At 34.8% G+C, this 26,172-nt stretch carries 22 protein-coding genes and 1 pseudogene; 16 read left to right on the forward strand and 7 right to left on the reverse strand.

The window, feature by feature from the left end; all coding sequences use genetic code 11:
- The first annotated feature begins 12 nt into the window (after positions 1-12).
- The 12 genes and pseudogenes from BGI23_RS02965 to BGI23_RS03015 all read left to right on the forward strand — a co-directional run bounded on the left by BGI23_RS02965 (position 13) and on the right by BGI23_RS03015 (position 13,774).
- Positions 13-1,389, forward strand: a complete 1,377-nt coding sequence (locus BGI23_RS02965; RefSeq protein ID WP_070805171.1) for an ABC transporter substrate-binding protein — start codon at positions 13-15, stop codon at positions 1,387-1,389.
- A 416-nt stretch (positions 1,390-1,805) separates the two neighbouring features.
- The gene (locus tag BGI23_RS02970; RefSeq protein WP_000821995.1) at positions 1,806-2,510 is read left to right on the forward strand and encodes a metallophosphoesterase family protein; all 705 of its coding nucleotides are present in this window, start codon (positions 1,806-1,808) and stop codon (positions 2,508-2,510) included.
- 212 nt (positions 2,511-2,722) lie between these two features.
- Positions 2,723-3,394: a response regulator transcription factor gene (locus BGI23_RS02975; RefSeq protein WP_070805172.1), complete on the forward strand. Its 672-nt coding sequence runs from the start codon at positions 2,723-2,725 to the stop codon at positions 3,392-3,394.
- Positions 3,391-4,641, forward strand: coding sequence for a sensor histidine kinase (locus tag BGI23_RS02980; RefSeq protein ID WP_070805173.1), 1,251 nt, complete (start codon positions 3,391-3,393; stop codon positions 4,639-4,641). Before BGI23_RS02975 ends, BGI23_RS02980 begins: the two co-directional genes overlap by 4 nt.
- A 206-nt stretch (positions 4,642-4,847) precedes the next feature.
- Positions 4,848-5,669 carry a transporter gene (locus tag BGI23_RS02985; protein ID WP_070805174.1) on the forward strand — a complete coding sequence of 274 codons (822 nt, stop codon included), beginning with the start codon at positions 4,848-4,850 and terminating at the stop codon, positions 5,667-5,669.
- A 13-nt stretch (positions 5,670-5,682) separates the two neighbouring features.
- Entirely contained in the window at positions 5,683-6,429 is a 747-nt protein-coding gene (locus BGI23_RS02990; protein ID WP_070805175.1) for a C39 family peptidase, read from the forward strand.
- Positions 6,430-6,706: 277 nt separating this feature from the next.
- Positions 6,707-7,720, forward strand: a pseudogene (locus tag BGI23_RS29025) (HAMP domain-containing protein); the annotation flags it as partial.
- A 120-nt stretch (positions 7,721-7,840) separates the two neighbouring features.
- Positions 7,841-8,659, forward strand: a complete 819-nt coding sequence (locus BGI23_RS29030) for a methyl-accepting chemotaxis protein (protein ID WP_434611925.1) — start codon at positions 7,841-7,843, stop codon at positions 8,657-8,659.
- A gap of 78 nt (positions 8,660-8,737) precedes the next feature.
- Positions 8,738-10,342, forward strand: a complete 1,605-nt coding sequence (locus tag BGI23_RS03000) for a sensor histidine kinase (protein ID WP_070805177.1) — start codon at positions 8,738-8,740, stop codon at positions 10,340-10,342.
- Complete coding sequence (locus tag BGI23_RS03005) at positions 10,339-11,046, forward strand: response regulator (RefSeq protein ID WP_000598675.1); 708 nt, start codon at positions 10,339-10,341, stop codon at positions 11,044-11,046. The genes BGI23_RS03000 and BGI23_RS03005 overlap by 4 nt, the downstream gene beginning before the upstream one ends.
- A 122-nt stretch (positions 11,047-11,168) precedes the next feature.
- Complete coding sequence (locus BGI23_RS03010; protein WP_000512725.1) at positions 11,169-12,515, forward strand: 2-hydroxycarboxylate transporter family protein; 1,347 nt, start codon at positions 11,169-11,171, stop codon at positions 12,513-12,515.
- Positions 12,516-12,574: 59 nt separating this feature from the next.
- Positions 12,575-13,774 (forward strand): NAD(P)-dependent malic enzyme, encoded by a 1,200-nt coding sequence (locus BGI23_RS03015; RefSeq protein ID WP_070805178.1) that lies wholly within the window; start codon positions 12,575-12,577, stop codon positions 13,772-13,774.
- 293 nt (positions 13,775-14,067) lie between these two features.
- Here the strand turns inward: BGI23_RS03015 and BGI23_RS03020 are convergent, their stop codons facing one another.
- Positions 14,068-14,592: a DUF4871 domain-containing protein gene (locus BGI23_RS03020; protein ID WP_070805179.1), complete on the reverse strand. Its 525-nt coding sequence runs from the start codon at positions 14,590-14,592 to the stop codon at positions 14,068-14,070.
- Positions 14,593-14,707: 115 nt separating this feature from the next.
- Positions 14,708-15,634, reverse strand: coding sequence for a DMT family transporter (locus BGI23_RS03025; protein WP_001066054.1), 927 nt, complete (start codon positions 15,632-15,634; stop codon positions 14,708-14,710).
- A gap of 120 nt (positions 15,635-15,754) precedes the next feature.
- Between BGI23_RS03025 and pdxR the strand changes: the two genes are divergently transcribed.
- Positions 15,755-17,155, forward strand: coding sequence for a MocR-like pyridoxine biosynthesis transcription factor PdxR (gene pdxR, locus BGI23_RS03030; protein WP_070805180.1), 1,401 nt, complete (start codon positions 15,755-15,757; stop codon positions 17,153-17,155).
- Positions 17,156-17,189: 34 nt separating this feature from the next.
- On the opposite strand, the gene BGI23_RS03035 is transcribed toward pdxR, so the two are convergent.
- From BGI23_RS03035 to BGI23_RS03045, 3 genes are all read right to left on the reverse strand, one after another.
- Positions 17,190-17,702, reverse strand: coding sequence for a GNAT family N-acetyltransferase (locus BGI23_RS03035; RefSeq protein WP_000351212.1), 513 nt, complete (start codon positions 17,700-17,702; stop codon positions 17,190-17,192).
- Positions 17,703-17,848: 146 nt separating this feature from the next.
- On the reverse strand, positions 17,849-19,303 hold the full coding sequence (locus tag BGI23_RS03040; protein WP_070805181.1) for a sensor histidine kinase: 1,455 nt from the start codon (positions 19,301-19,303) through the stop codon (positions 17,849-17,851).
- A 65-nt stretch (positions 19,304-19,368) separates the two neighbouring features.
- Positions 19,369-20,040 (reverse strand): response regulator transcription factor, encoded by a 672-nt coding sequence (locus BGI23_RS03045; protein WP_000238949.1) that lies wholly within the window; start codon positions 20,038-20,040, stop codon positions 19,369-19,371.
- A gap of 329 nt (positions 20,041-20,369) precedes the next feature.
- Here BGI23_RS03045 and BGI23_RS28585 point away from each other — a divergent pair, with 329 nt between their 5' ends.
- Positions 20,370-20,492 (forward strand): hypothetical protein, encoded by a 123-nt coding sequence (locus BGI23_RS28585; RefSeq protein ID WP_001068392.1) that lies wholly within the window; start codon positions 20,370-20,372, stop codon positions 20,490-20,492.
- A 357-nt stretch (positions 20,493-20,849) separates the two neighbouring features.
- On the opposite strand, the gene BGI23_RS03055 is transcribed toward BGI23_RS28585, so the two are convergent.
- Both BGI23_RS03055 and fdhD read right to left on the reverse strand, forming a co-directional pair.
- Positions 20,850-21,356, reverse strand: coding sequence for a GNAT family N-acetyltransferase (locus BGI23_RS03055; RefSeq protein ID WP_000405875.1), 507 nt, complete (start codon positions 21,354-21,356; stop codon positions 20,850-20,852).
- A 229-nt stretch (positions 21,357-21,585) separates the two neighbouring features.
- Entirely contained in the window at positions 21,586-22,392 is an 807-nt protein-coding gene (gene fdhD / locus BGI23_RS03060) for a formate dehydrogenase accessory sulfurtransferase FdhD (RefSeq protein WP_070805182.1), read from the reverse strand.
- Between the two features lie 300 nt (positions 22,393-22,692).
- On the opposite strand from fdhD, the gene fdhF reads away from it, so the two are divergent.
- Both fdhF and BGI23_RS03070 read left to right on the forward strand, forming a co-directional pair.
- A complete protein-coding gene (gene fdhF, locus BGI23_RS03065; RefSeq protein ID WP_070805183.1) occupies positions 22,693-25,629 on the forward strand; it encodes a formate dehydrogenase subunit alpha in 2,937 nt (978 codons plus the stop codon).
- Between the two features lie 12 nt (positions 25,630-25,641).
- Entirely contained in the window at positions 25,642-26,124 is a 483-nt protein-coding gene (locus tag BGI23_RS03070; RefSeq protein ID WP_044791413.1) for a helical membrane plugin domain-containing protein, read from the forward strand.
- Positions 26,125-26,172 lie beyond the last annotated feature (48 nt).

Genomic DNA, 26,172 nt, shown 5'->3' on the forward strand with positions numbered 1-26,172 from the left:
GGTGAGATTAAAATGGGTCTGGTTAAAAAAGGTGCTGCTCTATTAATGGTAGCAACAATGGCATTATCTAGTGCTGCTTGTTCAAATAGTAAAACAGAGGGAAAACCTGAAGCACAGGCGAAAGTAGCACCAGTTGAAAAAAATGGTGATAAAACTGTAATTCGTTTTTGGCATGCGATGGGTGGAAAAACACAAGGCGTACTAGATGGGCTTGTTGCAGACTATAATAAGTCACAAAATAAATATGAGATAAAGGCAGAGTTCCAAGGGACATATGAAGAGTCTTTAACGAAATTTAAAACGATGTCTGCTACGAAAGAAGCACCAGCTCTTGTTCAGTCGAGTGAAATTACAACAAAATATATGATTGATAGCAAAAAGATTACGCCAATTGATAGTTGGATAAAAAAAGATAAGTATGATACTTCAAAATTGGAAAAAGCAATTACAAATTATTATTCAGTTGATGGAAAAATGTATTCTATGCCATTTAATTCATCTACACCAGTATTAATTTATAATAAAGATGCTTTCGCAAAGGCGGGCTTAGATCCAGAGAAAGCTCCAAAAACATATGCGGAATTGCAAGAAGCAGCGAAAAAGTTAACGATTAAAGAAGGCGGAAATGTAAAACAATATGGATTTTCAATACTGAATTATGGTTGGTTCTTTGAAGAATTGTTAGCGACACAAGGCGCTTTATATGTAGATAATGAAAATGGTCGTAAAGATGCTGCAAAGAAAGCTGTATTTAACGGTAAAGAAGGACAGAAAGTATTTGGGATGCTAGATGAGTTAAATAAAGCTGGTGCACTAGGAAAGTATGGAGCAAGTTGGGATGATATTCGTGCCGCGTTCCAGTCTGGACAAGTTGCTATGTATTTAGATTCTTCAGCTGGTGTTCGCGACTTAATTGATGCATCTAAGTTTAATGTAGGCGTGTCATATATTCCATATCCAGAGGATTCGAAACAAAATGGTGTTGTTATTGGTGGAGCATCATTATGGATGACGAATATGGTTTCAGAAGAAACACAACAAGGTGCTTGGGACTTTATGAAATATTTAACGAAGCCAGACGTACAAGCAAAATGGCATACTGCAACAGGTTATTTCTCTATTAATCCAGATGCATATAATGAACCATTAGTAAAAGAGCAATATGAAAAATATCCACAGTTAAAAGTAACAGTAGATCAATTGCAAGCGACGAAACAATCTCCAGCAACACAAGGTGCTTTAATTAGCGTATTCCCAGAATCACGAGATGCAGTTGTAAAAGCATTAGAAGCAATGTATGACGGAAAGAATAGTAAAGAAGCGTTAGATGAAGCTGCCAAAGCGACAGATAGAGCAATTAGTATTTCAGCTCGTACGAGTCAAAAATAAGAGAAAGCCGTATCCGAAAAAGGATACGGCTTTCTTTAGGAGATAAGGGATCAAAAAAATGAAGAAGTCTTATCTCCTTTATATGAGTAAAGGGTCTAGAATGAATCTTGTCCTTTTCATTATTTGTTTAACTCCATTGCAACTTGTTTGCCATTTACGAAAACCTCTGCCACTGCTACCATAACTTCCATCACTTTTTTCATTTCTCATCTCTCCTTGTTTTTTTGTTTCATTTTTTACTTTTAGTATAAGGAAATATAGCAATTGCAACTATCGAATTGGATGACAAGAGACTTACATTGTTGTAAGGATAATCGCTTTGTTTGTAATAAAAGTGATTCTGAATATGATTTCGGAAATTTCTGTCGTTTTGAACTATAATTATAAAGAGAGTGGTTTAGAAAGAAGGGGATAATATGAAAAGAATTCTTGTTATTAGTGATATTCATGGAGAAATAAAAAAGTTCGAACAGTTATTAGAAGAAGCTCAATACGATGCAAAACAGGATCAACTAATTTTATTAGGGGATTATGTAGATCGTGGTCCAAATGCACGTGCAGTAATTGAAAGGGTAAAAGAGTTAAAAGAAGATGGAGCCCTCGTTCTAAAGGGAAATCATGAAGATATGATGATTAAGGCGTTAACGACTGATGAGGAACGTTCATGGAACCATTGGGTAAAAAGGAATGGTGGAGATAAGACATTATATAGCTATGGATTTGTAGAAGAAGATATTGTAGTTAATGAGGAAGACTTCCAAAAACCAATTTTACAATCGCATGTTTTAGAAGATCATGTAAAGTTTATTCAAGAATTAGATCATTACATTGAAACAGAAGAGTACATATTTGTACATGCTGGTGTTGAGCCTATGAAACGAGTTTCTGAATGTGAACCATATACGTTAATGTGGATCCGTAATGAGTTTCATAATGGATATAGTGGCGAAAAGGTTGTTGTATTTGGCCATACGGAAACAAAAACGCTTCACGGTAGTGAGAATTGTGGCGTGTATTTTGGTAGTAATCGAATTATTGGAATTGATGGCGGGGCTGTGTATGGTGGTCAGCTAAATTGTTTGGAATTGCCAAGTAAAAAGGTATATGTAGTAAAAAATTGAAAGAGATAAGGGAAATCTTATTTCTTTCAATTTTTTATTAAGCTAAATTTAAGAAAGAGCCTTTATAATTAATCTTTAAAATTCTGTATCAAGAAAAAGTGTAGAAAGAACGAATTAAAAATGAAGTTACAAAATATAATGATATTCTTTTGTTAGGAAAAGCAGGAATGTAATTATAAATAGAATCGAACAATATGGTGGAAGGTGAGAATATGCGCTTACTCGTAGTAGAAGATAATGCTTCTTTATTAGAGTCTATCGTACAAATTTTGCGTGATGAATTTGAAGTAGATACGGCATTGAATGGAGAAGATGGATTGTTTTTAGCGCTTCAAAATATATATGATGCAATTTTGCTGGATGTGATGCTGCCAGAAATGGACGGGTTTGAAGTAATTCAAAAAATACGTGATGAAAAGATTGAAACACCTGTCTTATTTTTGACAGCGAGAGATTCTTTAGAAGATCGCGTGAAAGGGTTGGATTTTGGAGGGGATGACTATATCGTTAAGCCGTTTCAGGCCCCAGAATTAAAAGCAAGAATTCGTGCTTTATTAAGGCGAAGTGGTAGTTTAACAACGAAGCAGACTATTCGATATAAAGGGATTGAACTGTTCGGAAAAGATAAAGATGTTCAAGTAGATGGACAAAGTATGAAGCTAACATTAAAACAATATGAGCTTCTAGAGTACCTCGTTCAAAATAGCGGAAAGATTTTAATGAGGGAACAAATTTTTGATCGTGTTTGGGGATTTGATTCAGATACGACAGTGGCAATTGTAGAAGTGTATGTACATCATTTACGTAAAAAATTAGAGCCATTCGGTTATCAGAAAGATATTCAAACCGTTCGAGGTATTGGATATATATTAAAAGAACAATGAAAAAGGGAAGTATGTTTCAGAAGACGCGTATTCGATTGACTATATTGAATTCATTAGTATTTATCATTTTGATAGCCGTATTAGGTAGTATCATTTATTCTTACACATATAAGCGTATTTATAGTGGAGTAAATGAATCGATAGAAAAAGCCGTTCAACATAGAAAGAATGCAGATGATAAAAAACTACCTAAAAAAATTAGAGGATATCCTCCAATTGGGGATCCAAGGATAATGGAGTTAACTTGGCTTGGAAACACGGTGGAGATAGATATTGAAAACGGCAAACGTCGTTTTATTTTTGAAGACAATTTGGAAAAGTTTTCGCCAAAGAAATTAGGAACTTTGCAAGATATAGAAGTGCAAGGGCAATATTTTAGAATATTTTCATTTCAACAAGATACAAAAATAGTTCAAATTGTAAGGGAGATAACAGCCGAAAAAGAAATGTTACATACTTTATTTTTAATTCTTGTGATAGGTTGTAGCATAGGAAGTTTATGTGCAATAGGAATCGGCTTTTTCTTAGCTGGCAGGGCACTTGTACCCATTCAAAATTCATGGGAAAAACAGCAGCAATTCGTTTCTGATGCATCACATGAACTAAGGACACCCCTTGCAGTTATTCAATCAAAAACAGATGTTTTATTCCAGTCACCATCCGCTACGATAGAAGAAAAAGCGATGGATATTTCTACAATTTCAAAAGAATGTAGGCGGTTATCAAAACTTGTTAGTAATTTATTATTGCTAGCACGTTCTGATTCTAATCAAATTGAGATGGATAAGAAAACATTTGAACTCGATAAATTGTTAGAAGAAATAGTAGCTCCATATAAGGAGATTGCCTCTTATCAAGAAAAAGAAATGATATTAAAAGTAGAACGTGGCGTATCTTTTATGGGTGATAGAGAGCGGATTCATCAAATGATGGTCATATTGTTAGATAATGCGATGAAGTATACGAATGAAGGTGGTCATATTCAAATCGATTGTACGCAAACGAACAGTTCGATTCGTATACGAGTGAAAGATGATGGGATAGGAGTGAAAGAAGAAGATATTCCGAAATTATTTGATCGTTTTTATCAAGGGGATAAAGCAAGAAGTACGTCAGAAGGAGCTGGATTAGGTCTTTCAATCGCAAATTGGATTGTAGAAAAACATTACGGAAAAATATCAGTAGAGAGCAAATGGGGAGATGCTACTTGTTTTGAAGTGATTTTCCCTAAAAACCAAAAAATATAAGTAAGAAGACGATCTTGTTTTTACAAGGTCGTCTTTTTTTAAGGGAAAGTTAAGAAACTATTTTTAACATGTATTGTATACGGAAAGTTCGCCCTATAAAGAAGCGATTATAAAAAGGTATTTGAGTAGATTACATCGATCATAATGTTATTTCGATTATGAATAGGGAATGATGGAAAAGAAAGTGTAAGAGGGAGGAATTAATTTTGAAAAAGAAAATGATGATGGTATTCACTATTGGAGTAATGAGTTTAAGTATATTAGGGGGTGCCTCTCCTTCTGAAACATCAAAAGGAAAGACAGATTACACGCAGCGTAGCAAAGAACAATTAAACAATGGAAAGATACATGCTGTACATACAGAAGAAAAGGCGGAGAATCTAGGTATTGAAACGAAAGGGAAAGAACAAATTACGTTAGAAAAAGAAATCCATGAGACGGAAGTAGGAAGAGAAGCAGAACAGTTAGGAATTTTGATTGAAGGAAAAGATGTTGGAACTCTTTCAGAAGAAATCTATGAAACAAAAGTGAAGCAAGAAGCGTTAAAGCTAGGCATATCAATAGAAAATACATCAATTGTAAATTTGATTACTCAAATTAATACGATTAAAATTAATGATGAGGCGGATAAATTAGGTATTTCGACAAATGGAAAAGAAATAGAGGACATTGCAGAAGAAATCTATGGAACGAAAGTAAGAGAGGAAGCAGGCAAGTTAGGTATTTCACAAAAAGGAAAAGAGATAGAAGAGTTAGCACAAGAAGTGTACGAACAAAAAGTACAGGAAGAAGCAAAAGAATATCATATCGATTTGTATGGTAAAGATATATATCAAGTATTAAGCGAAATTAATGAACAAAAGGTGTTACAAATGGCAGATGAGCTTAATATGGATAAAACGAATATGAACACTCAAGAACTAGCAGAAAAAATAAAAAAAGATCAGCCTGAAAAAGGAAAAGAACTAAATTTTGTACCGGTAATTCGAACGGATGCGGACGCGTTTTATTCTTATTTAACGAACTAAGAAGGGCGTGAGAGTGATACGAAGGTTTAAGTGGTATATATGTATAGCATTACTAGCTATAGCAGTATGGAATGTATATACAAATGGAATTACAAAGTATATGGAAAAGTTAACATTCTTCAATATACAAAGTGAAAAAGAAGCGGAGTTTAGTAATAATGGTGAAAAGGTCATCTTATCAAATGTACCTTTAATTCAGCAGTTACCAGAGTTAGATAGAGGCTGTGAAGTGACGAGCTTAGCGATGATGTTACAATACGCAGGTATTACAGTGGATAAGATGAAATTAGCAAACGAAATAAAGAAAGTTGATTTTATGAACGATGGTGTACGTGGGAATCCGAATGAAGGATTCGTAGGAAATATTTATACCTTTTCTGAATCAGGATATGGTGTATATCATGGACCACTTTTTCAATTAGCGAAAAAGTATTTACCTAACAAAGCTGTGGACTTAACAGGGAAGAGTATAGAAGAGCTTTATAAGAGTGTAAAATCAGGGCAACCGGTAGTCATGATTACAAATGCAACATTTGCGCCATTAGATGAAGATGAATTTACTACATGGGAAACAAATAGTGGAGATGTTTCTATTACGTATAATGAACATTGTGTAGTGCTTATTGGATATGATAAGGAATTTGTATATATTCGAGATCCTCTTAATGAAAGTTTAGATGTAAAAGTATCGAGAGAAAGTTTTGAAAAGGCATGGATGCAAATGGGTAGTCAGGCGATTAGTTATGTGAAAAGCAATTAGTAAGGAAAGGGATGTAAGGAATTGTAAGAGGAGTTTTTGTGGGGGCTTTTTGTTACGAAATAAGAGAACTTCAGCATATATAATAAGCTGAAGTTCTCTTATTTTTTATGCTTAAATCTTTAGAAGTAGTGAATATGTAAAAATGCATAATTGACAAAAAAATTACATGTTATCATTATATATTGTTTTATATATGTTACTTGTATAAAATTACACAAGTATTCACATTACATAAAGGAGGCTTATTATGCAAAAAATATTTAACTGGGTTAAATGTATGAGTATCAAGAAAAAATTAATCATTTCATTTTTTCTAATTTTAACTATACCAGGACTTATTATCGGTGGTGTTTCATATCAAACTGCCAAAACAAATTTTGAACAACAAATCACAGGTAAAGCAAAGGAAAACATTTCGATTTTAAATACTGTTATTTCTCAAAATATAGAAGAGAAATTTGTTGATGCAGCATACTTTGCAGATATCTTAACAGAGGATACATATCCAAACGGACAAGAAGAAATAGTAAGAACAAAGTTAGCGCAATATATAAAACTTCATCCAGAAGTAGAAGGTATTTATATTGGAACGCAGACAGGAAAGTTTATAAGAGAACCATTTATCAAAATGGATGATGGGTATAATCCAACAGATAGATCTTGGTATAAAGAAGCACATGAAAATAAAGGGAAAGTAATTGTTACTGCACCATATCAATCAGCATCTACAAAAAATATGGTAGTGACAATTGCAAAAGAAGTAAAAGATGGTAAAGGTGTTATAGGAATTAACTTAAATCTAGATAACATCTTGAAAATTTCCAAAATGATTAACATTGGTGAAAAAGGTTATGCAGTTATTTTAGATCAAAATAAGCAAATTGTTAGTCATCCATCTAGAAAACCAGGTGCAAAAGTTACTGACCCTTGGATTAAACCGATTTATGAAGAAAAACAAGGAAATGTCTCTTATACAGAACAAGATGATAAAAAGAATTTAATCTTTGCAACAAATGAGAAAACGGGCTGGAAAGTAGTTGGAGTTATGTTTGATGAAGAAATTACCCAAGCTGCGAATCCAGTATTTTATAAGACTTTTATTGTTATTGCTATCGCTATTGTATTTGGTAGTGTATTAATTTATTTCATTACAAAGTCTATTACAAGACCATTAAGAAAAATAGCTGACTCGGCACATAAAATTAGTAAGGGAGATTTAACAGAGAAAATTACAATCCATTCCAAGGATGACATAGGGAAATTAGGGAATTCCTTTAATGAAATGTCTGCCTCTTTACAAGATGTGATTACTCAAATTAGTTTTTCAGCAGAACATGTCGCTGCATCGGCTGAAGAGTTAACAGCGAGCGTACAGCAAGCAAATGATGCGACAGATCAAATTACAATTGCAATGGAACAAGTATCAGGTGGGGCTGAATCACAAAGTCAAGGTGTTGAAGAAGGTGCGGCTACATTACAACAAGTAAATACAGCAATTCAAGATGTAACTGGAAGTGCAGAATCAATTTCTATCTCCTCATTGCATGCGAGAGAAAGAGCTGAAGAAGGGGAGGAATTGGTTGAACAAACAGCAAAACAAATGCAGTCTATTTCTAGGTCGGTATCCGAGTCAGATGCCATTATTAAACTTCTTGATGAGAAATCAAAGCAGGTAGGAGCTATTTCTGAAGCAATTCAAAATATCGCTACTCAAACGAACCTTTTAGCTTTAAATGCGGCTATTGAAGCAGCAAGAGCAGGTGAACAGGGCCGAGGGTTTGCTATTGTAGCAGATGAGGTTAGAAAATTAGCGGAGCAATCAGGAGAATCATCTGGAGAGATTGCGAATTTAATTGCAGAAATTAAGGCTGATATTGAACATACTGTTAAAGCGATGGATAATGTGAATGAGGAAGTTCAACAAGGTCTTGATGTTGTAACAAAAACGAAAGTAAGTTTTACGGAAATTTTAAGTTCTACTACACATATTGTTTCTCAAGTGAATGAAATGGTAGAAACAACGAAGAGAATTGCTGGAGATGCAAATGAAGTGACAAATGCTATTGATGAAATTGCAGCGGCTGCAGAAGAAAATACAGCTAGTATGCAAAGTGTTGCTGCTTCAACAGAAGAACAAGTGAATTCAATGGAAGAAATTAGTTCAGCTTCACAAAACTTAGCTGAGATGGCCGAAGAACTACAAGCGATGACTAGTAAATTTAAAGTATAATAACAGCAGATAAGTAAGGTGAGAATAATATCACCTTACTTATTTTTCTATTCAGCAATTAGGGGAGTCATTAACGGGATGAAAAAAAGAAAAAGACTATGGAATTTGTGGAAAACGATTACATTGTTAGTTTGTACAGTTGTAATTTTTTCTTTACTTGTGACAGATATATTAATTAGTCACAATGTAGAACGGACAACGGAGGATAGCCAAGCAGAGAAAGCAAAAACAATTGCACACATTGTAGCGAATGATTCAATTGTAATTGATGGTTTAATTGGGAAAACAGATACTGCTGCAATCCAAACGTATACAAATAGAATATTAAAAAACACAGGTGTTCAATTTATTGTAGTTATGGACATGAATGGAATAAGAAAGTCACATCCAAATCCTCAAAAAATAGGTCATCATTTTATTGGGGGAGATGAAGGGCCTGCATTGAAAGGAAAGGAACATGTATCGCTGGCAGAAGGAACTTTGGGTATTTCAATGCGAGTGTTTGTACCTATATTTTCTGAAACAGGTGAACAACTTGGAGCGGTGGCCGTTGGTATTTCAGCAGATAATGTAAAAGAGAGAGTTAAGGAAAGTAGACATATCATTTATATTGGAGTTGGAGTTGGGGTACTAGTCGGAATGATAGGAGCAATATTGCTAGCCAGACATATAAAGAAAAGTTTATTCGGTCTTGAACCTCACAGGATAGCGAAAATTCTTGAAGAAAGAAATACGATGCTACAATCTGTAAAGGAAGGTATTATTGCTGTAGATAAAGAGGCCAATGTAACTTTAATAAATAATGAGGCAAAACGATTGTTTAAGAAAAGTGGACTTGAAGAAGATTTTATCGGTAAAGACGTTGAGTTGTATATGCCTAATTCGCGTATAAAGGAAGTATTACAAACTGGAGAGGTACAATTAAACGAAGAACAAAATATTTATGGAATTACGATTGTAACGAATCGTGTTCCTTTATATGTAAAAGGAGAAATAGTTGGCGCGATTGCAACATTCCGTGATAAAACAGAGATTAGAAAATTAGCAGAAGAATTAACTGGTATTAGGCTATATGCGGAAGCATTACGGGCACAATCGCATGAATTTATGAATAAAATGCACGTCGTATTAGGGCTTACACACATGAAACAGTATGAAGAATTACAGAAGTATATAAGCGGTATGGTATCAGAGCATCAATATGAAATTGGTGGGATTATGAAAAGAATAAAAAGTCCAGTATTTGCTGGTTTTTTACTCGGGAAACTTAGCTATGCTAGAGAGAAGAATATAAAATTAATTATAAGTGAAGATTCTTACATGCCAGAAATAGAGGATGAAAGTATTACTCATGAACTGATTACGATTGTAGGAAATTTAATTGATAATGCATTAGAGGCAGTGGCAAATTGTGAAAAGAAGCAAGTTGAAGTTAAGATACAATATGGGGATACACTAATTATTACAGTACAAGATACGGGAAAAGGTATACAAGAAGAAGAAATAGGGGCATTATTTACGAAAGGTTATTCCACAAAGGGAGATAACCGTGGTTATGGTTTGTATCTTGTAAAAGAAAGTATACAGCGAATAAATGGGGAAATTCATGTGTATTCATTAGTAGGAAAGGGAACAACGATAACAATTGAAATACCTAAAGGTAGGGATGAGAGGCAAATATGATTAAAGTTTTAATTGTAGAAGATGACCCGATGGTAGCAATGTTAAATACGCATTATTTAGAGCAAGTAGGAGGGTTTGAACTTGTTCAAGCAGTTAATTCGGTAAAATCGGCGATAGAAGTATTAGAGGAATCAAGAGTAGATTTAGTATTACTTGATATTTTTATGCCTGAAGAGACTGGATTTGAGCTTTTAATGCATATTCGGAACCAAGAAAAAGAAATCGATATTATGATGATTTCAGCTGTACATGATATGGGGAGTATTAAAAAAGCATTACAATATGGCGTAGTAGATTATTTAATTAAGCCATTTACATTTGAACGATTTAAAGAGGCGTTAACTATATATCGAGAAAAACTTACTTTCATGAAAGAACAACAAAAAATTAGTCAATCGGAATTAGATTCGTTAATTTTGCAAAAAGAAAAAAGAGAACCTACTGTCACGAAAGAGCTTCCGAAAGGGTTAACGAAGCAAACGATGCAATTAATTTGGCGGAAGATCGAGTCGCTAAATGGACAAGCATTTACAACAGAGGAAATGGCGCAATTAGTTGGTGTTTCAAGGGTTTCTATTCGAAAGTATGTAATGTTTTTGACTGAAATTGGAGTGTTAGAAAACGAAATGGTGTATCAACATGTAGGGAGACCAGTGAGTAAATTAAGATGTATTGACCAAAATAAAATAGAGTTTTATGTATAAGCGACTTATTATAAGTCGCTTATACTTTTTTTAATTACAAAATCAATTACAAAACTTACAAAAACTATTTTTACTATTGAAAGCGTTTTAATATTGTTATTAAGAAAACAAGGGGGTACCATATGGGAATTCAAAAGAATGTGGAAGCGGTATCATTTTCTGAAGGAAATGAAGTACAAAGAGAATCTTTCGCTTCTAAAATTATGAATGTGAAAATCGGTGTTATACCTTTACCGTTATATGTAGTATTGGCTGCTATTATTTATGGGGCATCTGTATATAATAAATTGCCAGCAGATATGATTGGTGGATTTGCAGTTATTATGATCATGGGTATTTTCTTAGGAGACATTGGGATGAGAATTCCAATTTTAAAAAATATCGGTGGTCCAGCAATACTTTCGTTATTTATTCCATCATTACTTGTATTTTTTAACTGGATGAATCCAGCTTCAATGGAAGCTGCGACTATGTTAATGAAAAAATCGAACTTTTTATATTTATATATTTCTTGTTTAGTAGTCGGAAGTATTTTAGGAATGAACCGTAAAGTGTTAGTACAAGGTTTCGTTCGCATGTTTATTCCTTTAGTGGTAGGAACGTTAGCTTCTGTAGCGGTAGGATTATTGGTCGGTTCATTATTTGGATTTGAAATGAAGCAGACATTCTTCTTTATCATCGTACCAATTGTGAGTGGTGGTATCGGGGAAGGGATTTTACCATTGTCGCTAGCTTATAGTGATATTTTAAATGAATCATCAGCAACATTTGTATCACAGCTTATTCCAGCAGCTATTATTGGAAATATGTTCGCTATTGTGAGTGCAGGGTATATGAAGCGTTTAGGTGAGAAGAAACCGGAGCTTAGTGGTAACGGTGTATTAGTAAAAACAGATAATCAAGCCGAGTTATTAAAAGAACAAAATACAGAGAAGCCAATTGACTTCTCATTAATGGGAGCAGGTTTATTAATCGCGTGTACGTTCTTCATCTTCGGAGGATTTGCTTCTAAGTTCATCGGTATCCCTGGGGCAATCATTATGATTTTCTCAGCAGCACTTGTGAAATACTTTAAATTAATGCCCGCAAAAATGGAGCAAGGAGCATTCCATTTATATAAATTTATTTCGAAGAATTTAACTTGGCCGTTAATGGTTGGATTAGGATTGCTATATATTCCGCTAAAAGACGTAGCAGCAGTTCTTTCAGTAGGATATGTTGTCGTATGTGCATCGGTTGTTCTTACAATGGTAGCGTCAGGTTTTCTTGTAGGGAAAGTGATGAAAATGTATCCAGTTGAATCAGCAATTGTAACTGGATGTCATAGCGGTTTAGGCGGAACTGGAGATGTTGCTATTTTATCAGCTTCAAATCGAATGGAATTAATGCCGTTCGCGCAAATTTCGACTCGTTTAGGCGGGGCAGCAATGGTTGTAACAGCGACAATTTTATTAAAAATGTTTTCATGATCAAACAAGCTAGCTATATAAATATAGCTAGCTTGTCAAATTAAGGGGAGATTATAAGTATGTTAGAAAATCAAATTAATGAGAGATCATTGTTATTGCATAAAGAATTAGTAGGAAAAATTGAGATTACAAGTAAAGTAGAAGTAAATTCAGCGGATGATTTAAGTCTGACATATACACCAGGTGTAGCGGAGTCTTGCAAAGCAATCGCAGCAGATGAAGAAACAGTGTATGACTATACAGCACGTGGAAATATGGTGGCAGTTGTCTCAGACGGAACAGCGGTACTTGGTTTAGGAAACATTGGACCAAAAGCGGCTATGCCTGTTATGGAAGGAAAAAGTATATTATTTAAAAAATTTGCGAATGTAGATGCTTTCCCATTATGTTTAGGTACGACTGATGTGGATGAAATCGTTACCCTTGTGAAAAATTTAGAGCCTACGTTTGCAGGAATTAACTTAGAAGACATTGCGGCACCACGCTGTTTTGAAATTGAAAAACGATTAAAAGAAGAAACGAATATTCCTGTATTCCATGATGATCAACATGGAACAGCTATCGTCGTCTTAGCAGCTGTTATTAATGCATTAAAAGTTGTTAGCAAACAAATGGATCATGTGAAAATTGTTATTAACGGTGCGGGTTCGGCAGGAATTGCAATTGGAAAATTATTATTAAAGGCTGGTGCACAGCACATTACATTAGTTAGCTTAGAAGGTATTGTTTGTGAAGGTGAAGCATGGATGAACGAAGCACAAATTGAAGTTTCAAAAAAGACAAATCGAGAACATGTACGTGGAACGTTAAAAGAAGCGATTTATCAGGCTGATATTTTTATCGGTGTATCTGCTCCTAATGTACTAACGAAAGAGCTTGTAAAGACGATGAATAAGAAAGCAATTGTGTTCGCTATGGCGAATCCAATTCCAGAAATCTTCCCAGAGGATGCATTAAAGGCTGGGGCAGCTGTAGTAGGAACCGGGCGCTCGGATTATGCGAATCAAGTAAATAATGTATTGGCGTTTCCAGGAATATTCCGCGGTGCGTTAGATGTGCGCGCGACTGATATTACAGAAGAAATGAAATTAGCGGCAGCGTATGGGATCGCTAACATCATTACGGACGAAGAACGTAATGCGAATTATGTAATCCCGAATCCATTAGATAAAAGAGTTGTTCCAAGTGTTGCTGAAGCTGTGGCGAAGGCAGCTATTGATTCAGGCGTGGCGCAAATTACGAAAATACCAAGTTATTAATAGCTAAAAGCAGTGCCTAAAAAGGCACTGCTTTTTTGAGATAAGAAATCAAAATAATGAAGAAGTGTAACATTATTTATGTTTCCTCATTATTTATTTAATTCCATTGCAACTTGTTTACCATTTACTAAAACCTCAGTTACTGCTACGATCACTTCTATCATTTTTTTCATCTCTCATCTCTCCTTGTGTCATTTCTTACTTTAAGTATAAGAGAAGAGAGTTACTTCAACTATCGAAGTACATGACGTAGAAATTACATTGTTGTAAGAAAGTGTTTTAGTTTTGTCACTTTACTCAGCAGTAATTACAAACTGATCATAATATTTTTCATTCACGTATATATTTAATACCCATAATCCAGATGAAGGTAGTGACATAGTGAGTGGGAGTTCGGTTGTAGTAGAATCAATTGTATTTGAAGTAGTCCAAGTTGGTTTAGAAGTTTCTTGTTGAAAGAGTACGGGTGTTGGGGTTACTGATCCTTGTTTTAGTGCAATAATAGATAGTTTTCCAGTTGGCATTTCAGGATCTAAAAAGTACCACATCATTTCGTTTTTTTCATTTGCGATAATAGGGCCATCAGCCATTGCAATTTTGTCTTCGATACCTCTTAAAGGTATTTTTTCTTGTATGAAGGAGGGTGTTTCTTCCCAATTTACATCTTTTAAAACGCTAAGGTGAAAGAAGGAAGGTGCATTAACTTGATTGGATGATGTTGAGATGGCTTCTTTTTTAGGTACTTCGGAATCGGGTTGAGCTTGCGAGCATCCAGCGATGAGAAAGGAGAAAAGTAGCATAGTTCCAATTTTTTTCATGGTGTCACACTCCTAATTTTTACTGTTAGTGTAATTGTATTTGCCAGAAAGAGGGACAATTCCTTTAAAGTATAAAAAGAGGTCGTAAGTTTTGTACGACCTCTTTTGACATTTTTTATATTTGTTCAGTTGAAAAGGTTGGTTCTCGTTCTTTTTGAGGCATCGTTAAGAAAATAACAGAAAGAACGATACATACGCCGCCTAGTAATTGATACGCTCCAAATGATTCATTTAGCCAAGCGATTGAAACGATAGCTGCTACAAGTGGTTCAATGCTAGATAAAATGCTCGTTTCTGTTGCTGCTAAATATTTCAGACTACCGATATAAAGGAGGAAAGAAAGGGTGCCACTTATAATGATAAGAATAAGCATAGAAAAAGTTTTTAGTGTAAAAGTTTGTGAAAGCTGATCCCATTCAAACGAACGATTACAAATAAGCAGTGCAATTCCTCCAATTAACATCCCCCAGCCAATTACTATGGTTGTTCCGCATTCTTTAATAAGAGAAGCTGGATGGAGGGTATAAAATGCAAATCCAATTGCTGTTAATAGGCCAAAAATAATGGCTTCTTTCGATAAAACAATATTTTCAATTGAACCGTTTGTAATAATAAAGTACGTTCCCGTTAGTGCAGTTATAATTGCGAGTAGTTGCATAGAAGCAGGGAATTTTCGTTGTTCAAATGCGACATAAATGGTAATGAGAACAGGACCTAGAAATTGAAATAATGTCGCTGTGACCGCGTTACTAATATGAACTGTTTCGATAAAGGCGTATTGCGCACCGAGCATGCCGAGAATAGAGAAAATAATAAGTTGTATAGAATGTCTAGTGTGTTTCCAAATTTGAAAAATGTTTTGTTTCTTTATCCGTAAAAAAGATAAAATAAATATTCCTGCAAGCAGCAATCGAATTGTTAAAAAATCAATTGATGATACGTTAGTATGTTGAAATAGCCACTGAATCATCGGGCCAGATAACCCCCATAAGGTAGCTCCTGTAATAATCATAATGAGTCCAATCCGTCTACTATTGTTCATAATCATGCATCTCCTCTCGAGTATTTGATTTTTTATGTGTGACATGATAAAAGGAATTATATATATAATCTGGCACTGTAAAAAGTATCAGATTTCAGTTTTATTAAGGGGTCAGATGTTATGTTAGAATTAACGCCTAATTTAAATACGCAAAGTAAAATAGCGTTATACGTGCAATTGTATGAGTATATAAAAAAAGAAATTAAAGATGGAACGATTCCGGCTTTTACAAAATTACCTGCAAAAAGAAAACTGGCGAGCTATTTACAAGTGAGTAAGAATACAGTAGAAGCGGCTTACGAGCAATTACTTGCAGAAGGTTATATTGAGTCGGCATCGAGAAAAGGTTATTTTGTATGTAAAGTTGAACAAATGATTGATGTAGAAGGAAGCGAAGCGAAAGTAGAAGAAGTATCGTTTCGGGAGGAGAACTATACATTTGATTTCACACAAACAGGGGTTGATACGAATACTTTTCCGTTCACTACGTACCGCAAGCTTATTAATGATGTATGGCAGCCACATAATAATAAGTTGCTTTTTCTTGGACACCCTCAAGGGGAATTGAGCTTAAGGGAGGAAATTGCGAACTATTTGTATGAATCTAGAGGTGTACGTTGCTCAGCTAGTCAAATTGTATTAGGAGCGGGAACACAAATATTAGTGAAACTATTGTTTCAATTGTTAAAGGGAAGCAATTATGCAGTGGAAAACCCAGGGTATCATAGGAAAATGGTCGTTTTTGAACAGGGAGAAGAGAAGGTTCAAATGTTGTCTTTAGATAGGGACGGCATTTGTATGGCAGATTTAGAAAATAGCAATGCGAATGTTGTATTTGTTACACCTTCCCATCAGTTTCCGTATGGAATGATTATGCCTATTACGAGAAGGACGCAGCTTTTACAATGGGCGAAGAAAGCGAAAGACAGGTATATTATTGAAGATGATTATGATAGTGAATTTCGCTATTCTGGAAAGCCTATACCGGCGCTGCAAGGGTTAGATACAGAGGGGAAAGTTATTTATATGGGGACGCTATCTAAAGCATTATTGCCATCGCTACGGATGAGCTATATGGTGTTGCCGAAGAAATTAATTAAAAAGTATCAACAGCAATATTTATTTTATACACAAAGTGTTTCAAGAATGGACCAAGAAGTGATTAGAAAGTTTTTAAATGAAGGCTATTGGGAAAAACATATTCATAAAATGCGTGTCGTCTACCGGAAAAAGAGGGATCGGCTCGTCTTTGAAATAGAGAAATATTTCTCTAATTGTGTTGAGGTGATAGGGGAAGATTCGGGATTACACATTTTATTAAAAGTGCATAATGGAATGCGAGAAGAGGAACTCATTCAAGAAGCTGCGAAATATAGTATTAAAATATATCCTGTTTCTACGTACTATAAAGACGGTACTGCACCTGAAAATGTAGTTTTACTTGGGTTTGCGATTTTATCAGAAGAAGAAATTGCGAAAGCGATTCAATTATTGCATAAGGCATGGTATACAAGAAAATAAAAAAACATCCTCCAAGCATGAGGATGTTTTTTTATTATTTATTTTCATCTAAGAATAAGACCATATGCTCTTCGTCCCAATATTGTCCGTTATATTTTAATGAACGTTCTTGCACACCGAATGTTTTAAATCCTAATGATTCATAAAGTTTTTTTGCTCCATCGTTGCCAACAACAACATCAAGCATAACTTGTTCCACCTCTAAAGATTTAGCAAGCTCAAGACATTCTTTAATAAGTGCTTTTCCTGCTCCAAGTCCGCGTGCTTTTGGAGATACATATACAGAACCGATTTTGGCTTTATGTTCTTGTTTTACATATGGTTTCGTTTCCAGTGTTGCAACCCCGATTAATTTTCCATCTTTGAATGCGCCTAGCGTATAGTTTTCATCTTGTGCTAATTTTTGTGCTTTATATTCAATCGCACACTCTTTATTAATAATATCTTCATAAGAAGAGCTAAAAGCTTCAGGGTTTTGCTTTAATCCTTCTACACGAAGTTCTAAGTAAATTTCCGCTTCGTCTTTTGTTAATACATGGATATCCAATTATATCACCCTCCAAATCTTTGACAAATGTATCTTTATTTTATATTGAAATAAGAATAATTTCAAAAGCTTAGCTTATATAAGCTGATTTTATGAACAAAATAACACCAGTAGTTTTTACTACTACTGGTGTTTTCACACACATATTATTCAAAAGGTAGCTCAATTATAAAGTTTGTTCCTACGTCTAATTTGCTTGTTACTAGAATGGAACCGTTATGCAATTCTACAATTTCTTTCGCAACAGCTAGCCCGATACCTTTTCCTCCAGTAGCTCTCGTTCTGGATTTATCAACACGATAAAAACGATCAAAAATATGCGGAATATCTTCTTCAGGAATACCTTCTCCTTCATCTTGTACACTTATTGTAAAAGAATTTGTTTCTGCGAGTACGCGTATCGTAATAGTAGTGTTTTCTAGTGAGTGTTGATAAGCATTGTGTAATAAATTTAACATAACTTGTTCCATACGTCTTTCGTCTATGCAAACTTCTAAATCATCTTTGCAATATACATGAAGTTGCATTTGTTTATTTGTTAATGTTGTTTTTGTTTTTTCAACCATTCGTTCTAAAAATGGTCTAAGAAGTACTTTTTGTTTTTTTATAACAAACTGGTGTTGTTCTAATTGTACAAGCATAAATAAATCTTGGACGAGGTCGGTTACACTATCTGTTTCATCCTCGATGATTTGCAAGTATTCTTCACGCTCTTCTTTCGTTAAAGAGTCTCTCTTTGCCACTTTCGCATAACCTTTCATATAGGTTAATGGAGTTAATAATTCATGAGCAACACTAGCGAGAAACTCACCTCTTTCTTTTTTCATATAAGTCAGTTCACTGGATAAATCTTCAATCGTTTTTGCTAAGCTTCCAAGTTCATCATTCCGTTTAATACCTAATTGAATTGGCTTATTTAATTTTGACATTTTTTCTGTTGCCCTCTTCATTTTGATGAGCGGTTCTGTAATAACACGAGAAAAAATAAAGACAGAAATAGTCGTTAAAATAATCGTCAAAACACTAATAATAAGAAATTGCTTCATGAGTTTAAGTAACATGTTTTCTAAGAAAGATGTTTTTAATAACATATATAACTTTCCTTGAAACTTTGTTGTGTTAAGTGGGCTTACTGTGGTGATGAATTTTGATTTTTTCCAGTTTCTTTCAACGATTAATCCGCTTTCTGGGACAGATTCTGTTTTACAAGTAAGTTGTTTTTGCATTTCTTTTGTTACGGGTTCTGAGGTGGAAATAATTTTGCCGTTATGGTCAGTAATAATAATAGCTATATCGGAGTTAGAAATTGATTCCGATTCAACTAAGTGTGCAGCCGCATTCGCAATATCGAACTCGGGGTACACGGGGCGTTTAGGATTTTTATTATGTTCAGTGTGTTGCATTTCTTTATAATATTCATCCCGTCTCTCGCGGTTTTTAATTTTTTTACTATAGCGATTACCTTTTTCTAAAAGAGCGAGTGTTTCCTCTTCAATGCGCATTTTAGAAATACTTTTGTAAAAAGATACGAAAGCAATCGTTTCAATGCATAAAGCTAATATTAAAAAGTATGTCCCGATTTTAAGTGAAAGTTTACTCATTTTCTCACCATACCTTATTCATAATAAAGGGTCAGTGGTATACTAGTTTCCACTGACCGAAGTGATTATTCACTTTTCCATTTATATCCGACCTTATAAACAGTTTCTAAGTAATTTTCAACTGGAAATCCTTTTTTCCGTAATTTATCGCGGATATTACGAATATGTGAATCGATTGTTCTATATTCAATATCTGTTTCATAGCCCCAAATTTTCTCGATTAAATCATCTCGGCTATAAGCACGGTTTGTATTTTGTAAAAATAGTCCAAGTAACGAAAACTCGATAGGTGTTAGTGAGATTTTCTCATCATAAACTGTGACAGTATGTTTCGTTTTATCCCACTCAATACCATTGAAGCTGACAAATCCATCTTTCTTAGTACGACGTAATATAGCCTCGATTCTTGCGACTAATACATGTTCATCAAATGGTTTTGTAATATAGTCATCTGCGCCCATAGTAAGACCTTTCACCATATCGTAATTTTGATTACGAGCTGTTAGCATTATAATTGGAACGTTGGAGATTTGACGAATTTGATAGCAAGTATCCCATCCATCCATATTCGGCATCATAACATCTAACAAAATAATATCGAAGTCTTTTTGTTCTATTAATTTTAGTGCTTCAAGGCCAGAGGTAGCTTTCATACAAAAATAGCCGCGAGGGCTTAAGAACAGATCTAATAATCGTAACATACGTTCTTCATCGTCTACTAATAAAATTTTTACCATAATCTTGTGCACCCCAAACTGTTCATTCTACTTGTATAGTTTACATGAAAATAATAAAAAACTCTTTTTATGTGATTGAGTGGAGGAGTTATTTTTCGCTCAGAGTAATTGACATAAAAAATGCACTAGTTTTGCACAACTATTTTTTATAATAGAAAACGTAGCGACACAAAATACCCTATGTTGCGACATAACGTCATGTCATTTTATTTATAAAATGACAATTCCATTCTATTGTGTATGTGAGATAGAGAGGGTTTTCGTATTCACCTCGCATCGGATAAGAAAAATTTCCTATCTCACACTTTTTTTAAAAGGAGATCATACACATGAATCCAAAAGAAGAAATTTCAAAAAAAGAAAAGCAAGATCGTAATACGGTTGTCATGTGTGTTGCCGTATCTATGGTTATTATTATAAGTTGTGTAAATAAAATTTTGGGGATTTTATAATATAAAAAAAGCTTATTGCTTCTTAAGAAGCAATAAGCTTTTTTCGTTGTTAGGGGGAGTATTTTTATATAATAAACCAAGGTAAAATTGCTAATCCAGAAGTTACAATTGCTGTAGTAAATATTAAAAGCATAGCTCGTTTGTTTTGTTTCATGTCACATTCTCCTCTACATATCAAGTACATGCGATCAGCGTGGGATGTAGTTCCCCACTGAGTAAAGTTTCACTTTATATTTTTAGTATAATGAATGGAAAGGTTTGGTACGATCGATAAAGGTGACATGAAGATTACATTGTTGTAATGAAAAAAGCATCTTTCTTAATAAAAAGATGCTTTTGGAAAACTAGATTGAAGTATTAATCATTTAAGAATAGAACCATATGTTCTTCGTCCCAATATTGACCGTTATGTTTTAATGAACGCTCTTGTACGCCGTAAGTTTGGAAACCTAATGACTCATATAATTTTTTTGCTGCATCGTTACCAACTACAACATCGAGCATAAGTTGTTCTACATGTAATTTATCGGCATTTTCAATAATTGCTTTAATAAGAGCTCGTCCTGCTCCAAGGCCACGTGCTTTAGGGGAAACAAAAACGGAACCGATTTTTGCTTTATGTTCTTGTTTAATGAAAGGCTTTGTTTCTAAAGTAGCAATGCCGATTAAATCGTTATCTTTGAAGACCCCTAGAGTATACTTATCCGGATTGCTTAATCGTTTTGCCATAGCAGCTACAGGATCCTCATGTTTCAGAACATCTTCATAAGAAGAGCTAAAAGCTTCCGGGTTCTTCGTTAAACCTTCCATACAAACTTTTAAATATATTTCTGCGTCCTCTGTCGTTAATAAGCGAATTTCCATCGTTGTAACCTCCTTGGGTGATTTTAAATAAAATAAATCCATTATTTTTATAAGAATGTGTATGCGTTTTGTTAGCAGTCTCTTTTAATGTGTAAAAGAATGAAAAGATATATGCTACAATATTTTGCTTTAATATGTAATGAAATTATATATTAACTTTATTAACTATTCAAGTGTTTAATATATTACATTTTTATAACTAAAATAGCTCCTCAATCGAGGAGCTATTTTAGTTATTCGATTGATAACCATCAATTCGATGTGGATGTGTGTAAATATTGCAGGATTCATTTCTAATAAATCCTACGACTGTAATGCCTAAATCATGGGCGAGTTGCAATGCTAGTTTTGTTGGAGCGGACTTAGATAGAACAATTTCACATCCGATTTTTGAAACTTTGAGTAAAATTTCGGATGAAATACGCCCGCTAAATGCAATGATTTTTCCTTTGACAGATATATCGTTACGCAAACAATGGCCGTATATTTTATCTAATGCATTATGTCTTCCGATATCCATTCTTGATATAAGGATATTATTTCGATCACATAGCGCGGTATTGTGAACACCGCCGGTTTGGCGAAATGTAGTGGAAGATTGTTGTAAAGTATTCATTAAGTGAAAACATTCTTCAGGAGTAATTGTCACATGTATATTATGTAAATTTTTTGCTTTTGCGGCATCGTTAGCGAAAATAAAACCTTGTCTACCTTTTCCGCAGCAAGAAGTGATGTATCGTTTATTATATAAATTTTGATAGAGCGGATTTACTTTGGATGATGTTACATGGACAATTCCGTTATCTTTTTGAACCCATAGTTCTCCAACATCTTTATAGGAAGAAATAATCCCCTCAGAAATTAAAAAACCAATTACCATATCTTCGATGTAATTTGGTGTACATACGACTGTTACATATTCTTCTCCATTTAATTTAATAGTAATAGGAGATTCTGTAACAATCTCATCAGTTTGTTTTGAAAATGTACCAGAGTAATAGCGTACAATTGTATAACTCTCTTGCGTAGGCCCCATATGAAATTCCCCTTTTATATGTATTTTCTCCCACATTCATCATAAAACATTGAAAAAATAAAAACATCTATTAGAAGGAAGGTATCAGATTATTTTGGTTATTATTGTATATATACGATATAATAGAAATGTAGAATAGTGAAATTTTCAAGCTTTCGTATTGATACCTTATAAACATCTAGAATCGACTTCATAAGAAAAGTATTTGAGCAGGGCGTTTCAAAAATATGTACAGTAATCCATTTATGAAAACGGATTCATAAATGTGTTGTACAGTTGGTTGTAAGGAGAGGGGAAACTATGGCAGAACAGACAGTCCGTGTAACCGTAGATGGTAAAGAATTTTCAGCATCAGGTGAAAAGACGATACTACAATTATTTAACGAGAGTAATTTGGAACATCCTCAAATTTGTCATGTACCAGAAGTAGATCCAATTCAAACTTGTGATACGTGTATTGTAGAAGTAGATGGGAAGTTAATGCGTGCTTGTTCAACGAAATTAGAGAACGGTATGCATATTGAAAGAAAGTCACAGCGTGCGAAAGAGGCGCAGACTGAGGCGATGGATCGAATATTAGAGAATCATTTATTGTATTGTACCGTATGTGATAACAATAACGGTAATTGTAAGGTTCATAATACAGTACATATGATGGGAATTGAAGAACAGAAATATCCGTATGAGCCGAAAGTAAGTGCTTGTGAAGTGGATATGTCACATCCGTTTTATCGGTATGATCCAAATCAATGTATTGCTTGTGGACAGTGTGTAGAAGTATGTCAAAACCTACAGGTTAATGAAACGATATCGATAGACTGGAGCTTAGATCGTCCTCGTGTTATATGGGATCATGGTGTAAGTATAAATGATTCATCTTGTGTAAGTTGTGGGCAGTGTGTAACAGTATGTCCATGTAATGCGTTAATGGAAAAATCAATGTTAGGTGAAGCTGGATTCATGACAGGATTAAAATCAGATGTGTTAGATCCGATGATTGATTTTGTAAAGGATGTAGAGCCTGGATATAGTAGTATTTTAGCAGTTTCAGAAGTAGAGGCTGCGATGCGTAAGACGAAAGTGAATAAAACAAAAACTGTTTGTACATTTTGTGGTGTCGGTTGTTCATTCGAAGTATGGACGAAAGATCGCCATATATTAAAAGTGCAACCTGTTTCTGATGCACCGGTTAATGGCATTTCCACATGTGTAAAAGGTAAATTTGGATGGGACTTTGTAAATAGTGAAGATCGAATTACGAAGCCATTAATTCGCCAAGGAGATATGTTTGTTGAAGCTTCATGGGAAGAAGCATTAGAAGTTGTGGCTTCTAACATGCAACATATTAAATCAGAATACGGAAGCGATGCATTTGGATTTATTTCTTCTTCGAAAGTAACGAATGAAGAAAATTATCTTATGCAAAAACTAGCTCGTCAAATATATGGAACAAATAATGTAGATAACTGCTCGCGTTATTGCCAATCTCCAGCAACTGATGGTTTATTTAAAACTGTCGGTATGGGCGGCGATGCTGGAACAGTGAAAGATATAGCTGAAGCAGGCCTTGTCATTATCGTTGGTGCGAATCCAACAGAAGGACATCCTGTACTCGCGACGCGTGTAAAACGTGCTCATAAATTACAAGAGCAAAAACTGATTGTAGCAGATCTTCGTAAACATGAAATGGCAGAGCGTGCGGATTTATTTATTCATCCGCGCCAAGGTACAGATTACGTATGGCTTGCTGGTATTACGAAATATATTATTGATCAAGATTGGCATGATAAAAAGTTCATAGCTGAAAATGTGAAGAACTTTGATGAGTATAGCACAATGTTAGAAAAGTATACGCTTGATTATACAGAAGAAATTACGGGAATTTCGAAAGAAAACCTGAAAGAAATGGCTCGTATGGTATATGAAGCAGATGGAACTTGTATACTTTGGGGAATGGGTGTAACGCAAAATACAGGAGGAAGTACAACATCTGCTGCCATTTCAAATTTACTGCTTGTTACGGGGAACTATCGTCGTCCTGGTGCAGGCGCATATCCATTACGAGGTCATAATAACGTACAAGGTGCTTGTGATATGGCGACATTACCAAACTGGCTTCCAGGTTATCAAGCAGTATCGGATGATACGCTTCGTGCTAAGTTTGAAAAAGCATACGGCACAACGATTCCGAAAGCACCAGGATTAAATAATATCGCAATGTTACTTGCGGCAGAAGAAGGAAAACTACGTGGTATGTATGTCATGGGGGAAGAAATGGCTTTAGTCGATTCCAATGCGAACCATGTGCAACATATTTTAGCGAATTTAGACTTCCTCGTTGTTCAAGATATGTTCTTATCAAAAACAGCTCGTTTTGCTGATGTTATTTTACCAGCGGCACCAAGCTTAGAAAAAGAAGGAACGTTTACGAATACAGAGCGACGTATTCAAAGATTATATGAAGTATTAAAACCACTAGGTGATTCAAAACCGGATTGGTGGATTTTACAAAAAGTTGCTCGTGCACTCGGCGGGGATTGGAATTACGAAAGTCCAAGTGAAATTATGGACGAAATCGCATCGCTTGCACCGTTATACTCTCAAGCAACGTACGATCGTCTAGAAGGATGGAATAGTTTATGTTGGGGTAGTCATGATGGTAGTGATACACCGCTATTATACGTAAACGGATTTAACTTCCCAGATAAACTAGCTCGTTTATCATTAGATGAATGGGTACCACCAGTTGTAGCGTCAGATGAGTATGATTTACTTTTAAATAATGGACGTATGCTAGAACATTTCCATGAAGGGAATATGACGAATAAGTCGGCTGGTATTTTATCTAAAGTATCTGAAGTGTTCGTTGAAATTTCACCTGAACTTGCTATAGAGCGCAATGTGAAAGATGGTGGTCTTGTAGAATTAGCATCACCATTTGGCAAAATTAAAGTACAAGCGCTTATTACTGAGCGTGTAACGGGGAAAGAGCTATACTTACCGATGCATGCAACGATAAATGAAGAAGCGATCAATATTTTAACTGGGACGGCAACAGACCTTTATACGTGTACACCGGCGTACAAACAAACGATGGTGAAAATGCGTGTATTACGTGAAAAAGGAAATCGTCCGTTACCATCTTCAAACCCGCGAGATAAAAAGCGTAATCCGCAAAATGGTGTTGAAATCGAGCAAAAATGGCAAAGAAAACAATACGTATCACTCGTGGACTAGGGGGCGGAGATAGTGGCGAAAGAAATTACTTTAATTAAAAAGAAAGTTGTAACAGAGGAAGAACAGAAACAGCAAGTAGCAAATGAACTTCTAAATGAGCTATCTAATAATCGTGAAGCAGTAGAAGAAACGATGCAGCTGTTAGCGCAGTTACAGAAGGCTGGAATATTAGATGCGGCGATTAGTTTACTTGCTGCGAAGGAAGATGTTTCAAAAATCGCTGTGGAGCAATTAAATCGTGAACCAGTTAAAAATGCACTTAACAACATGATGGGGGCGGGGGAAGCACTGTCCTCAGTTGACCCAGAAGTAACAAAGCAAATCACATCGAGTTTAGTCACTGGATTGCAATTTGCAACAGATGAATTAAAGAGTGGTAAAAAAACAAAAGTGATGGACTTCTTTAAAGTGTTAAAAGATCCAGATATCAATAGAGCCATCACATTCGGATTTAGCTTCTTGAAAGCATTTGGACAAGGGTTAGAGAAAAAATAGAGTAAGTGAAAAAGTGATGGGAAGTAGCCATCACTTTTTTCATTGTAT

Origin of the sequence: Bacillus sp. ABP14, assembly GCF_001831375.1 — a bacterium.
Lineage (GTDB): Bacteria > Bacillota > Bacilli > Bacillales > Bacillaceae_G > Bacillus_A > Bacillus_A paranthracis.